Genomic DNA, 16945 nt, shown 5'->3' on the forward strand with positions numbered 1-16945 from the left:
GACATGGAACGCGACTACGTCGAGAACTGGCAGCGCAACGCCGCCCTCCTGAACGAGGCTGGCATCGACACGACCGAGCATGACGCCTGCGGCGTCGGACTCGTCGCCGCGCTGGACGGCAAGCCGTCGCGCGCGGTGGTGCGTGCGGGCATCGATGCGCTGAAGGCGGTTTGGCACCGCGGCGCCGTGGATGCGGATGGCAAGACCGGCGACGGCGCCGGCATCCATGTCGAGCTGGCGCCCGAGTTCTTCGAGGACGCGGTGCGCCTCGGCGGCGATACGCTGCGGCCCGGCCTGATCTCGGTCGGCATGGTCTTCCTTCCCAAGACCGATTTCAGCGCGCAGGAGCGTTGCCGTACTATCGTCGAGACGGAGATCCTCGGCATGGGGTTCGGTATCTATGGCTGGCGCCAGGTGCCGATCAACGCGACCGTGATCGGCGAGAAGGCGAACGCGACCCGCCCCGAGATCGAGCAGATCCTGATCTACGACCCTGAGCTGCGTGACAAGGCGACGACGGAGCGCGACCTCTACGTCACCCGCCGCCGCATCGAGAAGCAGGCCATCGCGGCGCAGATCCCGGAGCTCTATCTCTGCTCCCTCTCCTCGCGCTCGATCATCTACAAGGGGATGTTCCTCGCTGAGGCGCTGAGCGAGTTCTATCCTGACCTGCAGGACGAGCGCTTCGTCAGCCGTTTCGCCATCTACCACCAGCGCTACTCGACCAACACCTTCCCGACCTGGCGCCTGGCGCAGCCCTTCCGGATGCTGGCCCATAACGGCGAAATCAACACCCTCTCGGGCAACGTGAACTGGATGAAGGCGCATGAGACGCGCCTTTCCCACCCGCTGCTCGACCCCTTCCTGGACGACATCAAGCCGGTGGTGCAGGCCGGCAACTCCGACACGGCCTGCCTGGACAACGTGTTCGAGTTGATGGTGCGCGGCGGGCGCGACGCGCCGATGGCGAAGGCCATGCTCATTCCCGAGAGCATCGGCAACAACGCCACCATGCCGCAGCCGCATCACGACCTGTTCCTCTACTGCAATGCCGTGATGGAGCCGTGGGACGGCCCTGCCGCCGTCTGCGCGACGGATGGGCGCTGGGTCGTGGCGGGGCTCGACCGGAATGGCCTGCGCCCGCTGCGCTACACCATGACCGACGAGAAGCTGCTGATCGTGGGCAGCGAGACGGGCATGGTGAAGCTCCGCGAGGATCAGATCGTCGCAAAGGGCCGCGTCGGTCCCGGCCAATGCATCGGCGTGGACCTCGACGAGGGCCGCCTCTACCTCGACGGCGAGCTGAAGGACACGCTCGCCGCACGCAAGCCCTTCGGGCAGTGGGTGAATCGCACCACGCGGATCGACGAGATCGTCAAGAAGTCCGGCGCCAAGCCCGAGCAGATGACGGGCGAGGCGCTGCGCCGTGTCCAGCTCGCCATGGGCTATACCATGGAGGAGCTGGAGCAGATCCTGCACCCGATGGTGGAGGATGCGCAGGAGGCGGTCGGCTCCATGGGCGACGACACGCCCATCGCCGTGCTCTCCGGCCATTATCGCGGCCTGCATCATTACTTCCGCCAGTCCTTCTCGCAGGTCACCAACCCGCCCATCGACAGCCTGCGCGAGACGCGGGTGATGACGATCCGCACGCGCCTGGGCAATCTCGGCAACATCCTCGACGAGGATCCGAGCCAGTGCGACATGCTGATGCTGGACAGCCCGGTCCTTTCGACGGCCGAGTTCCAGGCGATGCGCGACTACATGGGCGCCAGCGCCTGCGAAGTGGATTGCACCTTCCCGGTTAGCGAGGGCGAGGCCGGGCTGAAGCGCGCTCTTGAGCGCATCCGGCGCGAGGCGGAGGACGGCGTACGCTCGGGCTGCCAGCACGTCATCCTGACCGACGAGGCGCAGGGGCGTGAGCGCGCGGCGATCCCGATGATCCTGGCGGTGAGCGCGGTGCACACGCATCTCGTCCGCACCTCGCTTCGCACCTTCGTGTCGCTGAACGTGCGCTGCGCCGAGTGCCTGGATGTGCACTACTTCGCCGTGCTGGTCGGCGCCGGCGCCACGACGGTCAACGCCTACCTGGCCGAGGCGTCCATCGCCGACCGCCACAGGCGCGGGCTGTTCGCCGACATCTCGCTGGACGCGGCGATCGGACGCTTCAAGAAGGCGGTCGACAAGGGGCTGCTGAAGGTGATGTCCAAGATGGGCATCTCTGTCCTTTCCTCCTACCGCGGCGGCATGAACTTCGAGGCTATCGGCCTGTCGCGTGCCCTCGTGGCTGAATACTTCCCGGGCGTCGCCTCGCGCATCTCGGGCATCGGGCTCAACGGCCTGGCGCGCCGCGTGCTGGCGATGCACGAACGCGCCTTCGGCTCGGAAGTCGTGGTGCTTCCGGTGGGCGGCCTCTACAAGATGCGGCAGCGTGGAGAGGCGCACGCATTTGGCGGCACGCTGATCCACACGCTGCAGCGCGCGGTCGAGACGGACAGCTACCAGACCTTCAAGCGCTACAGCGACCTCGTCCGCAAGCAGCCGCCCGTGGCGTTGCGCGACCTGCTTGACTTCCGGGCGGAGGGGCGGAAGTCCATCGCGCTGGAGGACGTGGAAAGCATCACCGAGATCCGCAAGCGCCTACTGGCGCCCGGCATCTCCCTCGGCGCACTGAGCCCCGAGGCGCATGAGACGCTGTCCATCGCGATGAACCGGATCGGCGCCCGCTCCGACAGTGGCGAGGGCGGCGAGGATCCGGAGCGCGCGAAGCCGCGCCTGAACGGGGACAATGCCAACTCGGCGATCAAGCAGATCGCCTCGGGACGCTTCGGCGTCACCGCCGAGTACCTGAACAACTGCCGCGAGATCGAGATCAAGGTCGCGCAGGGCGCCAAGCCGGGCGAGGGCGGGCAGCTGCCCGGCTTCAAGGTCACGGGGCTTATCGCGCGTCTGCGGCACTCGACTCCGGGCGTGACGCTGATTTCGCCCCCGCCGCATCACGACATCTACTCGATCGAGGACCTGGCGCAGCTCATCTACGATCTGAAGCAGATCAACCCGGATGCGTCGGTCTGCGTGAAGCTCGTCTCGCGCTCGGGCATCGGCACGATCGCGGCGGGCGTGGCGAAGGCGAAGGCCGATGCTATCCTCGTCTCCGGCCACTCGGGCGGCACGGGCGCCAGCCCTGTGACCTCCATCAAGTATGCCGGATTGCCCTGGGAAATGGGTCTCTCCGAGACGCATCAGGTGCTGCTGCTGAACCGCCTTCGCCACCGGGTGAAGCTGCGGACGGATGGCGGCATCAAGACCGGTCGCGACGTGGTGATCGCCGCCATGCTGGGTGCTGAGGAGTTCGGCATCGGCACGGCCTCGCTCGTCGCCATGGGCTGCATCATGGTGCGGCAGTGCCACGCCAATACCTGCCCGGTCGGCGTCTGCACCCAAGACGAGGCGCTGCGCGAGAAGTTCACCGGCAGCCCGGAGAAGGTCATCGCCCTCTTCTCCTTCATCGCGGAGGAGGTGCGCGAGATCCTGGCCTCGCTCGGTTTCCGCAAGCTGGAGGACATCATCGGCCGCACCGACCTGCTGCGGCAGGTGAGCCGCGGTTCGGAAGACCTGGACGACCTCGACCTCAACCCGCTGCTGGTGAAGGCCGATGCGGGGGCAGAGAAGCCCTACTGCACGGTCGAAGGCCGCAACGAGGTTCCGGAGACGTTGGACGCCGACATGCTGAAGGATGCCGCGCCGCTCTTCGAGCGTGGCGAGAAGATGCAGCTGGCCTACAACATCCGGAACACCCACCGCGCCATCGGCACCAAGGTGTCGTCGCGCATCGTCCGGCAGTTCGGCATGACCGGCCTGCAGGATGGGCATCTGGCGGTTCGGCTGCGCGGATCGGCCGGTCAGTCGCTCGGCGCTTTCGGCGTGCGCGGGCTGAAGCTGGAGGTGTTCGGCGACGCCAACGACTACGTCGGCAAGGGCCTTTCGGGCGCCACCATCGTGGTGCGCCCGGCGCCGTCCTCCAACCTCGTCTGGAACGACAACACGATCATCGGTAACACCTGCCTCTACGGCGCGACCGCCGGCGCGCTTTTCGCCGCCGGGCAGGCCGGTGAGCGCTTCGCGGTCCGCAACAGCGGGGCGCTGGCGGTGGTCGAAGGCTGCGGCGCCAATGGCTGCGAATACATGACCGGTGGCTCCGTAGTGATCCTGGGCGCGGTCGGCGACAATTTCGGCGCCGGCTTCACGGGCGGCCAAGCTTTCATCCATGACGCCGCAGGCACTTTCGAGCGACGGGTGAACCCGGACACCGTCCTGTGGCAGCGTCTCGCGTCGCCTCACTGGGAGGCGGAACTGCGGGCGCTCATCGAGCGCCACGTAGCCGAGACGGGCAGCCGCCATGCCGCGCGCATCCTGAATGACTGGCCGGAGGAGCGGGCGCATTTCTGGCACGTCGTGCCGAAGGAATATGCGCGTTACCTGCCGCGTCCGATGACGGAGGTGCCCCAGGCGGCCGAGTGACGGCAAGGGAACGGAACAGGGACTTTCGTTGCAAAGGACCCGTTCCGTTCCCTTCATGTTGCGGCAACCGCGTGGCATTGAAATGGCGCGATGCGGATCCTCTACCACCTGCCCCTTTCCCCTTACTGCCGTAAGGTCCGACTCGCCCTTGCGGAGAAGCGCATCCCCTTCGAGCTCCGAGTCGAGCGTGTGTGGGAACGGCGGGACGAGTTCCTGGCGCTGAACCCTGCAGGGACCGTGCCGGTCCTGGTGGAGGAAAACGGCCTCGCCATCGCCGACTCCTACGCCATCTGCGAGTACCTGGACGAAGCTTACCCGGACATCTCGCTCTTCGGCCGCACCCTGGCGGAGCGGGCGGAGGTGCGGCGCCTCGTGGCGTGGTTCGACACCAAGTTCGGCGAGGAGGTCACGCGGAACCTGATCTGGGAGCGCCACCTGAAGCGCCCCCTCGGCCTCGGCAACCCGGATGGCGCAGCGATCCGCGCGGGCTACGCCAATCTGAAGCCACACATGGAAGTGATCGGGTGGCTGGCCGAGTCGCGGCCTTGGCTGGCGGGTCCGCAGCTTTCCCTCGCGGATTTCGCGGCGGCCGCCCACCTCTCGACGCTCGACTACGCGAATGACGTGGACTGGTCGCTGAACGCGGCGGCGCGGGACTGGTATAGCCGCATCAAGTCGCGCCCCGCCTTCCGCGGTCTGCTGCAGGACCGCATCAGCGGGCTGTCCCCGCCGTCGCACTACGCCGATCTGGATTTCTAGGCCCTCAGCGGCGGGCCGGACCGAACTCGCTCAGGGAAAGGTTCTGCTGCGCCAGCTCGGCGGCGGCGCTGTCCGGCGCGAGTTCGATGGCGCGGCGCCAATCCGCCTGGGCGCCCAGCAAGTCGCCACGCGCCTGCCGCAAGATGCCGCGCTCCAGCAGGGCTTCGGCATTGTCGGGTGCCAGGGTCAGGGCGCGTTCCACGGCCTCGCGCGCCTCGTCGGGCCTGTCCAGATGGCGCAAGGCAGCGGCGCGAAACACCAGCGCCTCGGCCCGGTCTGGCTCGATGGCAAGGACGCGGTCCAGATCCTCCAGCGCCTCACGATAGCGTCGCTGGCTGGCGAGGATCACGGAGCGATCCACGAGCAACTCCGTGTCGAAGGGCGAAAGGGTCAGCGCGATGGTGATGGCGGCGAAGGCCCGGTTGGGCTCATCCGCCATCATCCAGGCTTGCGCGGCCTGCCCATACACCGCGGCGCGCGCCTGGTTGCCCGCGCGCGACCCGGCAGCAAGCCGCTCCAGCCGCTCCGCAGCGCGCGAAGGCTCGCCCGTGCCGATGGTCGCGAGGGCCAAGCAGTGCCGCGCGCCTTCGCCGCCGCCGGTCGCTTCCCAGGCGAGGGCGAAGCGCAGCGCTTCATCCACGTCGCGGCGCAGTAGGGCGAGGCAGTTCTCGTAATCCTCGCCATCGGCAAGGCGCGGCGGTTCCGGCGGCAAGGGCAGGGAAGAAACGTCGCCCTCGGAGATGCGCTCGGGCTGCGCGCTGGTCGGCCACAGCCACCACCCGGTCGCCCCGACGAGGGCCAGGGAGCTCGCGAAGCCGAGCACGAGGGGGATGGGGGTCGGCACGGCCTCACCCTAGCCGCGCCAGGGATTCCGCGCCAGATCAGCGACATGGACCGACATCTTCTGATCCTGGGCGGGGGGTTCTCCGGCCACGCCGTGGCAACCCTGGCCCGGCGCGCAGGGTGGCGCGTCTCCGTCTCCACCCGCCAATTCCCGGTCGAGCAGGAACGCCGCTTCGACGATCCCGCGCTGCTGGAAGGCGTCACGCATCTCCTGTCCACGGTGCCGCCCCGCGAGGAGGGCGACCCGGCCTGGGCAATCCACGGCGCGGCACTGCGCCGGGCGCCGCTGGAATGGGCTGGGTATCTCTCGACGACGGGGGTGTATGGCGACCGGATCGGTGCGGCGGTGGACGAGGAGACGGCACCCGCTCCCGGCCAGGCCCGCTCCCTTCGTCGCCTGGCGGCGGAGGAGCAGTGGCGCGACCTCCATTGCGCCGTTGATGTGTTCCGTGTGGGCGGAATCTACGGCCCTGGCCGATCCGCGCTGGACGATCTGCGCAACGGCACGGCGCGTCGCGTGGACCGGCCCGGGCACCGCTTCGGCCGCATCCATCGCGACGACATCGCTCGCGCATGCCTAGCGGCGATGGTGCGGCCCGAAGGACAGCGCGTCTTGCACCTGGTGGACGATGAGCCCGCAGAGCCGGCGCGGGTGACGGAGGAGGCAGCGCGGCTGCTCGGCGTGCCCCCGCCGCCGCTCATTCCCTTCACGGAGGCGTGGGGGGGAATGAGCCCGATGGCGCGCTCCTTCTGGAGCGAATCGCGCATCGTCCTGAACCGACGCACCAAGGCAGCGCTTGGCCTGGACTGGCTCTATCCGAGCTTCCGCGAGGGGCTACGCGCCATCCTCGCCGAGGAGTGCGCCCAGGGTGCGCCCGAGCAGCAGCAGGTCGCGGGGCGATGACAGGCGGTGATCACCGCCCTTCACGAGGGTGAAGTGTACATCCTCCGACTCCACCGCCTCCATGAGGCGCAGGGCGTGGCGCCAGGGTACGTCGGGATCCGCATCGCCCTGGAGGATGCGGACCGGGCACCGTAGCCCGATCGGCCCTCCGAGCACGAGGTTATGCCGCCCATCCTCGATCAGTGCGCGGGTGATGGGGTAGGGGGCACCATATTCGCTGGGCCGCAGCCACACCCCGTCGCGGGCGATGGCGGAGCGGATCTCCGCAGTGAAGCCCGCCCACATCAATTCTTGGGTGAAGTCGGGCGCGGGCGCGATGCCGACGAAGCCCGACACGCGTTCCGGGTGCCGCAAGGCCAGGAGCGTGGCGATCCAGCCACCCATGGAGGACCCGACAAGGACCTGCGGCCCCTCGGTCAGCGCCAGCAGCACCGCTTCCGCATCCGCCAGCCAGCGGGAAATGGTGCCGTCCTCGAAGCGGCCGCCGCTGGCGCCGTGGCCGCTATAGTCGAAGCGCAGGAAGGCGCGCCCGCGCGACGCGCACCATTCGGCGAGGTATTCCGCCTTGGTGCCGGTCATGTCGCTGTTGAACCCGCCCAGGAACACCGCACCGGGTCCGCGCCCCTCCTGACGGCGATAGGCGAGGGGAGTGCCGTCGGGCGCGAGGATCGTCGTTTCGTCCATGCCTTCGCATGGCATTGGGCCAAGCAACTTGGCAAGCCGCGCTGACAGGCGCCGCGCAAAGCGTCATGCTCGCGTCATGGCGCTTCCCATCATCGATATCTCCGGCCTGCGCGACGGCAGCGAGGCGCGGCAGCGGGAGGTCGCGGCGCGCATCGGCGCGACATGTCGGGAAACCGGCTTCTTCCTGGCGACAGGCCATGGCGTGGATAGGGAAACGGTCACGGCGCTGTTCGGCGCCGCGCGCCGCTTCTTCGCGCTGCCCGCGGCGGATAAGGAGGCGCTGTCCATCCGCCACTCGCCGCATAACCGGGGCTACGTGGCCCTGGGCGAGGAGCAGCTTGATCCGTCTCGCCCCGCGGACCGGAAGGAAGCCTTCAACATCGGCCTGGACCTTGCTCCGGACGATGCGGAGATCCGGGCCGGCCTGCCCTTCCGGGGCGTGAATCTCTGGCCCTCCCAGCCCCGCTTCCGTGAAGCGACGCTAGCCTATTTCAATGCGGCCTGGACGGTCGCACGTCTCCTTCACCGCGGCTTCGCGCTCGACCTCGGATTGAGGGAGGGGTTCTTCGAGGACAAGCTGGACCGCCCGCTCGCCACGCTGCGCCTGCTCCGCTACCCGGCCGGGAACCGCCCGGACGACCCGCTCGGTGCCGGCGAGCACACGGACTACGGCAACGTCACGGTGCTGGCGAATGACGGCATGCCCGGTCTGGAGCTTCGGCGTCGCGACGGGGTGTGGGTGGAGGTGCCGCGCGTGGCTGGTGCCTTCGTCTGCAACATTGGCGATTGTCTGATGCGCTGGACGAACGGGGCCTACGCCTCCACCCCGCACCGGGTTCACGCGCCATCAGTCGAGCGCTTTTCCGTGGCCTTCTTCTGCGACCCCAATCCGGATGCGGTGGTCGCTGCGATCCCCTCCTGCACTGGCCCGGGCAATCCGCCGCGCTGGCCGCCCATTACGGCAGCGGAGCATTTGCGGTCACGCCTCGACGCCACCTATGCGCATCGCCGCAAGGCGGCAGGGGGGTAGGCTTCGGCGCAGGGCGGGGGTAACCGGGCAGTGACATGGCAGTTCCCCCGACCATCCTGCAGGTGCTCCCGGCCCTCGACTCGGGCGGCGTGGAGCGCGGCACGGTCGAGATCGCGGAGGCGATTTCCGCTGCCGGCTGGCGGCCCTTGGTCGCCAGCGAGGGCGGACGCCTCGCGGCAGGGTTAGGGGACGCGCATGTGACGCTTCCCCTTTCCGCCAAGTCGCCGTGGGCGATCTGGCGCAATTCCCTGCGCCTCGCCGCCCTGGCGCGGCGCGAGGGAGTCTCGCTGATCCATGCACGTTCCCGGGCGCCCGCCTGGGCGGCGCTGCGAGCGGCGCGGCGGCTGGGCGTGCCCTTCGTCACGACCTATCACGGCACCTACAACGAGGGCTTCCCGGGCAAGCGCCTATACAACTCGGTGATGGCGAGCGGCGACCGCGTCATCGCCATCAGCCGCTTCATCGCAGAACACCTGACCCGCATCCACGGCATCCATCCGGACCGGATTCGCCTGATCCCGCGCGGCGTGGACCCGGCCCGCTTTGATCCCGAAGCGGTGCCTGCGGCGCGGGTGATGGCAATGCGCGCAGGATGGCGCGTGCCAGAGGGGGCGAAGCTGCTGCTGCTTCCCGCGCGCCTGTCGCGCTGGAAGGGTCAGGAGGTGCTGGTGGACGCGCTGGCACAGTTGCCGGATTCCCATGCCGTCCTCGCGGGGGACGCGCAGGGGCGGCAGGGGCTGGTGGCATCGCTGCTCAGCCGAGCCGCGGCCCTTGGCGTCGCGGACCGGCTGCATGTGGCGGGCCACGTCACCGACATGCCCGCCGCCTTGTGCGCGGCCGACGTGGTGATCCACGCCAGCACGGAGCCGGAGGCCTTCGGCCGCACCGTGATCGAGGCCCAGGCCATGGCGCGTCCGGTCATCGCGGCCGACCTGGGCGGACCGCGCGAGACGGTGCGGCACGGGGTGACTGGCTGGCTTGTGCCGCCCGGCGACCCGGCAGCCCTGGCGAGGGCGGTACAGGAGGTGCTTGCCCTGCCACCGGCCGCGCGCGCCGCCATCGGCGCTGCCGCCCGCGCCACGGTGCCGACCCTGGCGGCGATGCAGGACGCCACCCTCGCCGTGTATCGCGAGCTTCTTCCGGGCCGATGAATCGCATCCTGGTCATCAAGCTGTCTGCGCTGGGCGACGTGGTGCAGGCCTTCGGGCCCTTTGCCGCCATCCGCGCCCATCATCCGGACGCCCACATCACCTTGCTGACGACGCCGCCCTTTGCAGCGCTGCTGGAGGGTTCTCCCTGGTTCGACGCCATCCGCGCGGATGGCCGCCCGGGCTGGGGAAACATCGGGGCGCTGCTGCGCCTCGCGCGGGGGTTGGGTGGGGCGGGGTTTTCCCGCGTCTATGATCTGCAGACCTCGGGGCGGTCCTCGCGATACCGCTGGTTCGTGCCCGGCGCCGAATGGTCCGGCATCGCGCGCGGCGCCTCTCATCCCCATGCCAACCCGGCACGCGATGCGATGCACACGCTGGACCGCCAGCGCGAGCAGCTGGAAATGGCCGGAATCCGTCATTTCCCGGCGCCTGACCTGTCCTGGCTGGATGCCGACCTGTCGCGCTTCCGCCTGCCGACGCGCTTCGCGCTGATGGTACCTGGGGCCAGCGCCGCCCGCCCCGGCAAGCGCTGGCCGGTGGAGCGCTTCGCCAAGGTGGCGATGGGGCTCGGCATGCCCTCTGTGGTGGTGGGAGGCCCGTCCGAGTCCGGTCTGGCCGCCGCCATCCCGGGCGCGCTGGATCTGTGCGGGAAGACCAGCCTGCGTGAACTGGGCGCCATTGCCCGCCGCGCAGCGCTGTGCGTGGGCAACGACACCGGGCCGACCCATCTTGCGGCGGCCTGCGGGACGCCCACCCTCGCCATCTTCGGCGAGGAGAGCGACCCGGCCCTCTGCGCTCCGCGCGGCCCGGCGGTCTCGGTGCTGCGTGGGAACCCCATCGGTGCGGTCTCCGCGGCCGCGGCCCTGGCCGCGCTGCCCTACCGGCCTTGACCCTTGCGCGACCCTTCCCCATGGTCCGCGCCCGTTTCCGAGGAATTTGCGCATCATGCCCGTGATCACCCTGCCCGACGGTTCCACCCGCCCGTTCGACGGCGCGGTGACGGGCACCGAGGTCGCGGCGAGCATCGGGCCCGGCCTCGCCAAGGCAGCGCTGGCGATGGAGCTGGACGGGAAGCTGGTGGACCTCGCCACGCGCATCGAGGCGGATGCGAAGCTGCGCTTCATCACCCGCAAGGATGGCGAGGCGCTGGAACTGATCCGCCACGACGCGGCGCACGTCCTGGCCGAGGCGGTGCAGGAGCTCTTCCCCGGCACGCAGGTCACGATCGGCCCGCCGATCGAGAATGGCTTCTATTACGACTTCCACCGCAATCAGCCCTTCACCCCGGACGACTTTGCCGCGATCGAGGCGAAGATGCGCGAGATCATCGCACGCAACGCCGCCTTCACCCGGCGCGAAGTGCCGCGCGAGGATGCGGTGGCGCTGTTCGAGGGCAAGGGCGAGCGCTTCAAGGTCGAGCTGATCCGCGACCTGCCCGAGGACCAGGTCATCTCCCTCTATGACCAGGGTGGCTGGGAGGATCTTTGCCGCGGGCCGCATATGCGCTCCACCGGCGATATCGGCGACGCCTTCAAGCTGATGAAGGTCGCGGGTGCGTACTGGCGCGGCAAGGCGGGCAACCCGATGCTGTCGCGAATCTACGGCACCGCCTGGCGCGACCGGAAGGAGCTGGACGCCTACCTCACCATGCTGGAGGAGGCGGAGCGCCGCGACCATCGCCGCATCGGCAAGGAGATGGGGCTGTTCCACCTCCAGGAGGAGGCGACGGGGTCGGTCTTCTGGCACCCGAGGGGCTGGCGCCTCTACCAGATCGTGCAGGACTACATGCGCCGCCGCCTGGACGACGCCGGCTACCAGGAGGTGCGGACGCCGCAGGTGCTGGACCGCAAGCTGTGGGAGGCGAGCGGCCACTGGGAGAACTACCGCAAGAACATGTTCATGGCGACGGTGGAGGACCAGGACGAGGCGCACCGCCTCCTGGCGCTGAAGCCGATGAACTGCCCCTGCCACGTGCTGATCTTCAACCATGGCCTGCGCTCCTACAGGGAGCTTCCGCTGCGCATGGCGGAATTCGGCGCCTGCCATCGCTACGAGCCCTCGGGCGCGCTTCATGGCATCATGCGCGTGCGTGCCTTCACCCAGGACGACGCGCATATCTTCTGCGAGGAAGGCCAGATCGCCGACGAGACGGTGCGCTTCGTCGCGCTGCTGTCGCAGATCTACCGCGATTTCGGCTTCGACAGCTTCCGGGTGAAGTTCAGCGACCGGCCCGAGGAGCGGGCAGGCGACGACGCGACCTGGGACCGGGCCGAGGGCGCACTCAAGGAGGCCTGCCGGATCGCGGGCGTCGAATACGAGCTGAATCCGGGCGAGGGGGCCTTCTACGGCCCCAAGCTGGAATTCGTACTGCGCGATGCCATCGGGCGGGACTGGCAATGCGGCACGCTGCAGGTGGATTTCGTCCTGCCCGAGCGTCTGGATGCCGAGTACGTGGCCGAAGACGGCACCCGCAAGCGCCCCGTGATGCTGCACCGTGCGATCCTGGGCAGCTTTGAGCGCTTCCTGGGCATCCTGATCGAGCAGCATGCCGGCCGCTTCCCACTGTGGCTGGCGCCGGTGCAGGTGGCGGTGGCGACCATCGTGGACGATGCCGCCCCCTTCGCGCAGGAGGTGGCGGCCGCCTTCCGCGCCGCCGGCCTGCGCGTGGAGACCGACCTGCGGAACGAGAAGATCAACGCCAAGGTCCCGTTCCATATCGAGCAGCGCACGCCCTACCTCGCGGTCATCGGGCGGCGGGAAGCCGAGGAAGGCAAGGTCGTGCTGCGCCGCCTGCCCGGGCGCGAGCAGCAGGCCCTCCCCCTTGCCGAAGCGGCCGAGATGCTCGCCCGCGAGGCCAGGGCGCCCGATCTGATGGTTGCGCCTTGACGCGCGCCGCACCATAAAGCAGCCGTTACACAGTCACTACGACAGGAGAACACCATAGCCCGAGGTCCAATGCCGCCCGTCCCTCCCACTCGAGAGGGACCCCGCGTGAACGAGGAGATCCGCGTCCCCCAGGTCCGCCTGATTGACGAGAATGGCGAGATGATCGGGGTGCTGAGCATCCGCGACGCGCTTTACCGGGCCTATCAGGCCGGGATGGACCTGCTCGAGATCAGCCCGAATGCAGTGCCGCCGGTCTGCAAGATCACTGACTACGGCAAGTTCAAGTACGAGCAGCAGAAGAAGGCCAACGAGGCCCGCAAGAAACAGAAGGTCGTCGAGATCAAGGAAATCAAAGTTCGTCCGAACATTGATGACCATGATTACGACGTGAAGATGAAGCAGGCGCGTTCCTTTATTGGTGAGGGCGACAAAGTCAAGGTGACCCTTCGCTTCCGCGGCCGCGAAATGGCGCACCAGGAACTTGGCGTGAAGCTTTTGGAACGGATCCGCACCGAGCTTGGTGAGCTGGTGAAGGTCGAGTCCATGCCGCGCCTTGAGAACCGCCAGATGGTGATGGTGCTGGCGCCGAAGTAGCGCCGGCCCCGCCTTCCTGGTTGACCCCGGGGCTAATCCCGCCTAGGGAGGCCCCTTCATCCGGTCCCTTCGGGGGCCGCCGCCGCTCCGCGAAGGCTCGCGCAGCGGCGCGATTTCGTTTGGAAAGGGCTCTTCGTGTTCGAGGCATTGGGCAACCGGCTTCAGGGGGTGTTCGACCGGCTGCGCGGCCGCGGCGCGCTGTCCGAAGCCGATGTGAACGATGCCCTGCGCGAGGTCCGGATCGCGCTGCTGGAGGCCGATGTCGCCCTGCCGGTGGTGAAGGACATCACCGCCAAGGTGCGCGAGCGGGCCGTGGGGCAGGAGGTGATCCGCTCCATCCAGCCCGGCCAGCAGGTGGTGAAGATCGTCCATGACGCGCTGGTGGAGGCGCTGGGCGGCAATGACGAGGGGCCGCGCGGCCTCGACCTGAATGCCCCCGCGCCGGTGCCGATCCTCATGGTCGGCCTCCAGGGCTCGGGCAAGACGACCACCTCGGGCAAGATCGCGCTGCGGCTCCGTGGCAAGGAGCGCAAGAAGGTCCTCCTCGCCTCGCTCGACGTGCATCGCCCGGCGGCGCAGCTCCAGCTTGAGCAACTGGCGAAGAGGGCCGAGGTCGTCTCGCTCCCCATCATCGCCGGCCAGACGCCGCTGGAAATCGCGGCGCGTGCCATGGATCAGGCGCGGCGTGAGCTGTTCGACGTGGTGGTGCTCGACACCGCCGGCCGCCTCGCGATCGACGAGGCGCTGATGGCCGAGGTCGCGGCGGTGAAGGCGGCGGTGAAGCCGCACGAGACGCTGCTGGTCGTGGACGCCATGACCGGCCAGGACGCGGTGAACACCGCCCGCGCCTTCAATGAGAAGGTGGGCGTCTCAGGCATCGTCATGACGCGGGTGGATGGCGATGCGCGCGGCGGCGCGGCGCTGTCCATGCGGGCGGTCACGGGTGCGCCGATCAAGCTGCTCGGCGCTGGCGAGAAGCTGGACGCGCTGGAGGAGTTCCACCCGGACCGCATCGCCGGCCGTATCCTCGGCATGGGCGACATCGTCTCGCTGGTCGAGCGCGCGGCGGAGACGATCGACCAAGCGGAGGCGGAGAAGCTCGCCGCCCGGATGCAGAAGGGCCAGTTCTCGCTGGAGGACTACGCGGCCCAGCTGAAGCAGATCGGCAAGATGGGCAGCCTCTCGGGGCTGATGGGGATGCTGCCGGGCGTCGGCAAGCTGAAGGCGCAGATCGAGAACGCCAATCTCGACACCACCATTCTGAAGAAGCAGGCGGCGATCATCGGCTCCATGACTCCGAAGGAGCGCCGCGCGCCCGAGATCATCAAGGCGTCGCGCAAGCGACGCATCGCGGCCGGTTCCGGCGCCTCCGTTCAGGAGGTGAACCGGCTGCTCAAGCAGTTCGAGGACATGCGCGACATGATGAAGCGCATGAACAAGATGGGCCAGAAGGGCCTGATGCGCGGCGGCCTCGCCTCGCTCCTTCCCGGCCTCGGCAAGCGACCATTCTGAAAGCAGGAGTTAGTTCATGGGTCTGAAGATTCGCCTCGCCCGCGCCGGCGCCAAGAAGCGCCCCTACTACCACATCGTGGTGGCCGACAGCCGCTCGCCGCGCGACGGCCGCTTCATCGAGAAGCTGGGCTCCTACAACCCCATGCTGCCGGCCGACCACGCGGACCGCATCCGCCTGCAGGACGAGAAGATCAAGGAGTGGCTGGGCAAGGGTGCGCTCGCGACCGACCGCGTCGCCAAGTTCCTGGGCAAGGCCGGCATCATCCCCATGCCCGTGTTCCCTGAGCAGCCGAAGCAGTCCGCGCCGAAGAAGAAGGCGCAGGAGCGCGCGGCCGCCGCGGCGGCGGGCTGAAGCACTGCTTGGAGTGAGCCTCGGTGGCCACGGCGATGATCCTGTTGGGCGAGATCGGGCGGCCGCACGGCGTGCGGGGCCTGGTGCGCGTCCGCAGCTTCGCCGCCGTGCCGCGGGACCTCGCTGCCTATGGCCCGCTCTTCTCGGAGGACGGGCAGCGGCGCTTCGCCCTCACGATGCTGGCCGATGACCTCGCCCGGATCGAGGGTGTGACGGACCGCGACGAGGCGCAGCGCCTGACCGGCACCAAGCTCTTCGTCCCGCGGGAGGCCCTGCCGGCTCCGGAGGAGGAGGAGTTCTACCTCGCCGACCTGGAAGGGCTCGAGGCGGTGACCGAGGCGGGCGAGGCGCTGGGCCGGGTCCGCGCCGTGGAGGACCACGGTGGCGGCCCTTTCCTGGTGCTGGACTCCACGCCTGAGCGGCTGATCCCCTTCACTCGCGCCGCCGTGCCGGTGGTAGACGTGACGGGGGGGCGCGTCGTCGTGGCGCCGCCGGAAGAGGTGGAGGCGAAGCCGGAATGACCTGGCACGCCACCTGCCTGACGCTCTTCCCCGGGATGTTTCCCGGGCCGCTGGGCGAGTCCCTTGCCGGCCGCGCCCTGCGCGAGGGGATCTGGCGGCTGGAGGCGCGGGATATCCGCGCCCACGGGCTGGGCAGGCATCGCACCGTGGACGACACGCCCTTCGGCGGCGGCGCCGGCATGGTGATGCGCCCCGATGTGGTGGACGACGCCATCGCGGCTTCCATGCCCGAAGGGGACGCGCGGCCATTGATCTACCTGACGCCGCGCGGGCGCCTGCTGGACCAGCCCCTGGTCCGCGAGCTTTCCGCCGGAGCCGGCGTGGTGCTGCTTTGCGGCCGCTACGAAGGGGTGGACCAGCGCGTGATCGAGCACCGCGCGATGCAGGAGGTCTCCCTCGGGGATTTCGTGCTGAGCGGTGGCGAGATGGCGGCGCTGACCCTGTTGGACGCCTGCGTGCGGCTGCTGCCCGGCGTCATGGGCGCGGCCGAGAGCGGGGTGGAGGAAAGCCACTCCGCCGGGCTTCTCGAATACCCACACTACACGCGCCCCGCCGAATGGCAGGGGCGCGCCGTGCCGCCGGTGCTGCTCTCGGGCCACCATGCCGAGGTAGCGCGCTGGCGGCGCGCAGAAATGGAGGCGGCGACGCGGGAGCGGCGCCCGGACCTCTGGAACCGACATCTGGTTGCCCGCGAAGGCGCGGCGGCCTAAACGGATTGAATCGAAAGGACTAGTGCCATGAACCTGTTGCAGCAGTTCGACGAGGCGCAGAAGCAGCGCCTTCTCGCCGAGCGCCCCGTTCCCGAGTTCGCCGCCGGTGACACCGTCCGCGTGATGGTCAAGGTGGTCGAGGGCGAGCGCGTCCGCACCCAGGCCTATGAAGGCGTGGTGATCGCGCGCTCCAACCGCGGGCTGCACAGCAACTTCACCGTCCGCAAGCTCTCCTACGGCGAGGGCGTGGAGCGCGTCTTCCCGCTGCACTCCCCTTCCATTGCGGAGATCAGCGTGGTGCGCCGCGGCAAGGTCCGGCGCGCGAAGCTGTATTACCTGCGTGGCCGCACCGGCAAGTCGGCGCGCATCGCCGAGAAGCTGGGTCTGCGGACCGACCCGGCAAAGGCCGAGGCCCAGGCGCAGGGCTGACTGACCAGGGGCCGCAGCCGCAGGGTTGCGGCCCTTCCTGTTTCTACCG

15 protein-coding genes are annotated in these 16945 nt (G+C 69.1%); 13 read left to right on the forward strand and 2 right to left on the reverse strand.

All coding sequences use genetic code 11. From position 1 onward, the window contains the following. The first annotated feature begins 3 nt into the window (after positions 1–3). A complete protein-coding gene (gltB, locus tag JTJ31_RS01050) occupies positions 4–4521 on the forward strand; it encodes a glutamate synthase large subunit (RefSeq protein WP_207536740.1) in 4518 nt (1505 codons plus the stop codon). A 90-nt stretch (positions 4522–4611) separates the two neighbouring features. Further along, positions 4612–5280 (forward strand): glutathione S-transferase family protein, encoded by a 669-nt coding sequence (locus tag JTJ31_RS01055; protein WP_207536741.1) that lies wholly within the window; start codon positions 4612–4614, stop codon positions 5278–5280. A 4-nt stretch (positions 5281–5284) separates the two neighbouring features. On the opposite strand, the gene JTJ31_RS01060 is transcribed toward JTJ31_RS01055, so the two are convergent. Continuing rightward, on the reverse strand, positions 5285–6124 hold the full coding sequence (locus JTJ31_RS01060; RefSeq protein ID WP_328805627.1) for a tetratricopeptide repeat protein: 840 nt from the start codon (positions 6122–6124) through the stop codon (positions 5285–5287). Between the two features lie 45 nt (positions 6125–6169). Between JTJ31_RS01060 and JTJ31_RS01065 the strand changes: the two genes are divergently transcribed. Then, positions 6170–7027 (forward strand): SDR family oxidoreductase, encoded by an 858-nt coding sequence (locus tag JTJ31_RS01065; protein ID WP_207536742.1) that lies wholly within the window; start codon positions 6170–6172, stop codon positions 7025–7027. Here the strand turns inward: JTJ31_RS01065 and JTJ31_RS01070 are convergent. Next, on the reverse strand, positions 6959–7711 hold the full coding sequence (locus JTJ31_RS01070; protein WP_207536743.1) for an alpha/beta hydrolase: 753 nt from the start codon (positions 7709–7711) through the stop codon (positions 6959–6961). The genes JTJ31_RS01065 and JTJ31_RS01070 overlap by 69 nt on opposite strands. Before the next feature lie 76 nt (positions 7712–7787). On the opposite strand from JTJ31_RS01070, the gene JTJ31_RS01075 reads away from it, so the two are divergent. The 10 genes from JTJ31_RS01075 (at position 7788) to rplS (ending at position 16896) form a co-directional block, all read left to right on the forward strand. Further along, the gene (locus JTJ31_RS01075) at positions 7788–8741 is read left to right on the forward strand and encodes an isopenicillin N synthase family dioxygenase (RefSeq protein WP_207536744.1); all 954 of its coding nucleotides are present in this window, start codon (positions 7788–7790) and stop codon (positions 8739–8741) included. Between the two features lie 35 nt (positions 8742–8776). Further along, positions 8777–9892, forward strand: a complete 1116-nt coding sequence (locus JTJ31_RS01080; protein ID WP_207536745.1) for a glycosyltransferase family 4 protein — start codon at positions 8777–8779, stop codon at positions 9890–9892. Continuing rightward, a complete protein-coding gene (locus JTJ31_RS01085; protein WP_207536746.1) occupies positions 9889–10782 on the forward strand; it encodes a glycosyltransferase family 9 protein in 894 nt (297 codons plus the stop codon). Before JTJ31_RS01080 ends, JTJ31_RS01085 begins: the two co-directional genes overlap by 4 nt. Positions 10783–10837: 55 nt before the next feature. Then, entirely contained in the window at positions 10838–12778 is a 1941-nt protein-coding gene (gene thrS, locus JTJ31_RS01090; RefSeq protein WP_207536747.1) for a threonine--tRNA ligase, read from the forward strand. Between the two features lie 69 nt (positions 12779–12847). Next, positions 12848–13372 carry a translation initiation factor IF-3 gene (gene infC / locus JTJ31_RS01095; protein ID WP_207536748.1) on the forward strand — a complete coding sequence of 175 codons (525 nt, stop codon included), beginning with the start codon at positions 12848–12850 and terminating at the stop codon, positions 13370–13372. 135 nt (positions 13373–13507) lie between these two features. Then, positions 13508–14884 carry a signal recognition particle protein gene (gene ffh / locus JTJ31_RS01100; protein ID WP_207536749.1) on the forward strand — a complete coding sequence of 459 codons (1377 nt, stop codon included), beginning with the start codon at positions 13508–13510 and terminating at the stop codon, positions 14882–14884. Positions 14885–14900: 16 nt separating this feature from the next. Then, positions 14901–15236 carry a 30S ribosomal protein S16 gene (rpsP, locus tag JTJ31_RS01105; protein WP_207536750.1) on the forward strand — a complete coding sequence of 112 codons (336 nt, stop codon included), beginning with the start codon at positions 14901–14903 and terminating at the stop codon, positions 15234–15236. 23 nt (positions 15237–15259) lie between these two features. Beyond that, a complete protein-coding gene (rimM, locus tag JTJ31_RS01110) occupies positions 15260–15757 on the forward strand; it encodes a ribosome maturation factor RimM (protein WP_328805630.1) in 498 nt (165 codons plus the stop codon). After that, a complete protein-coding gene (gene trmD, locus JTJ31_RS01115; protein WP_207536751.1) occupies positions 15754–16467 on the forward strand; it encodes a tRNA (guanosine(37)-N1)-methyltransferase TrmD in 714 nt (237 codons plus the stop codon). Before rimM ends, trmD begins: the two co-directional genes overlap by 4 nt. Before the next feature lie 27 nt (positions 16468–16494). After that, positions 16495–16896, forward strand: coding sequence for a 50S ribosomal protein L19 (gene rplS / locus JTJ31_RS01120; protein WP_207536752.1), 402 nt, complete (start codon positions 16495–16497; stop codon positions 16894–16896). Positions 16897–16945 lie beyond the last annotated feature (49 nt).

The organism is Sabulicella rubraurantiaca, assembly GCF_017355885.1.
In the GTDB taxonomy this organism is placed as follows: Bacteria; Pseudomonadota; Alphaproteobacteria; order Acetobacterales; family Acetobacteraceae; genus Roseococcus; species Roseococcus rubraurantiacus.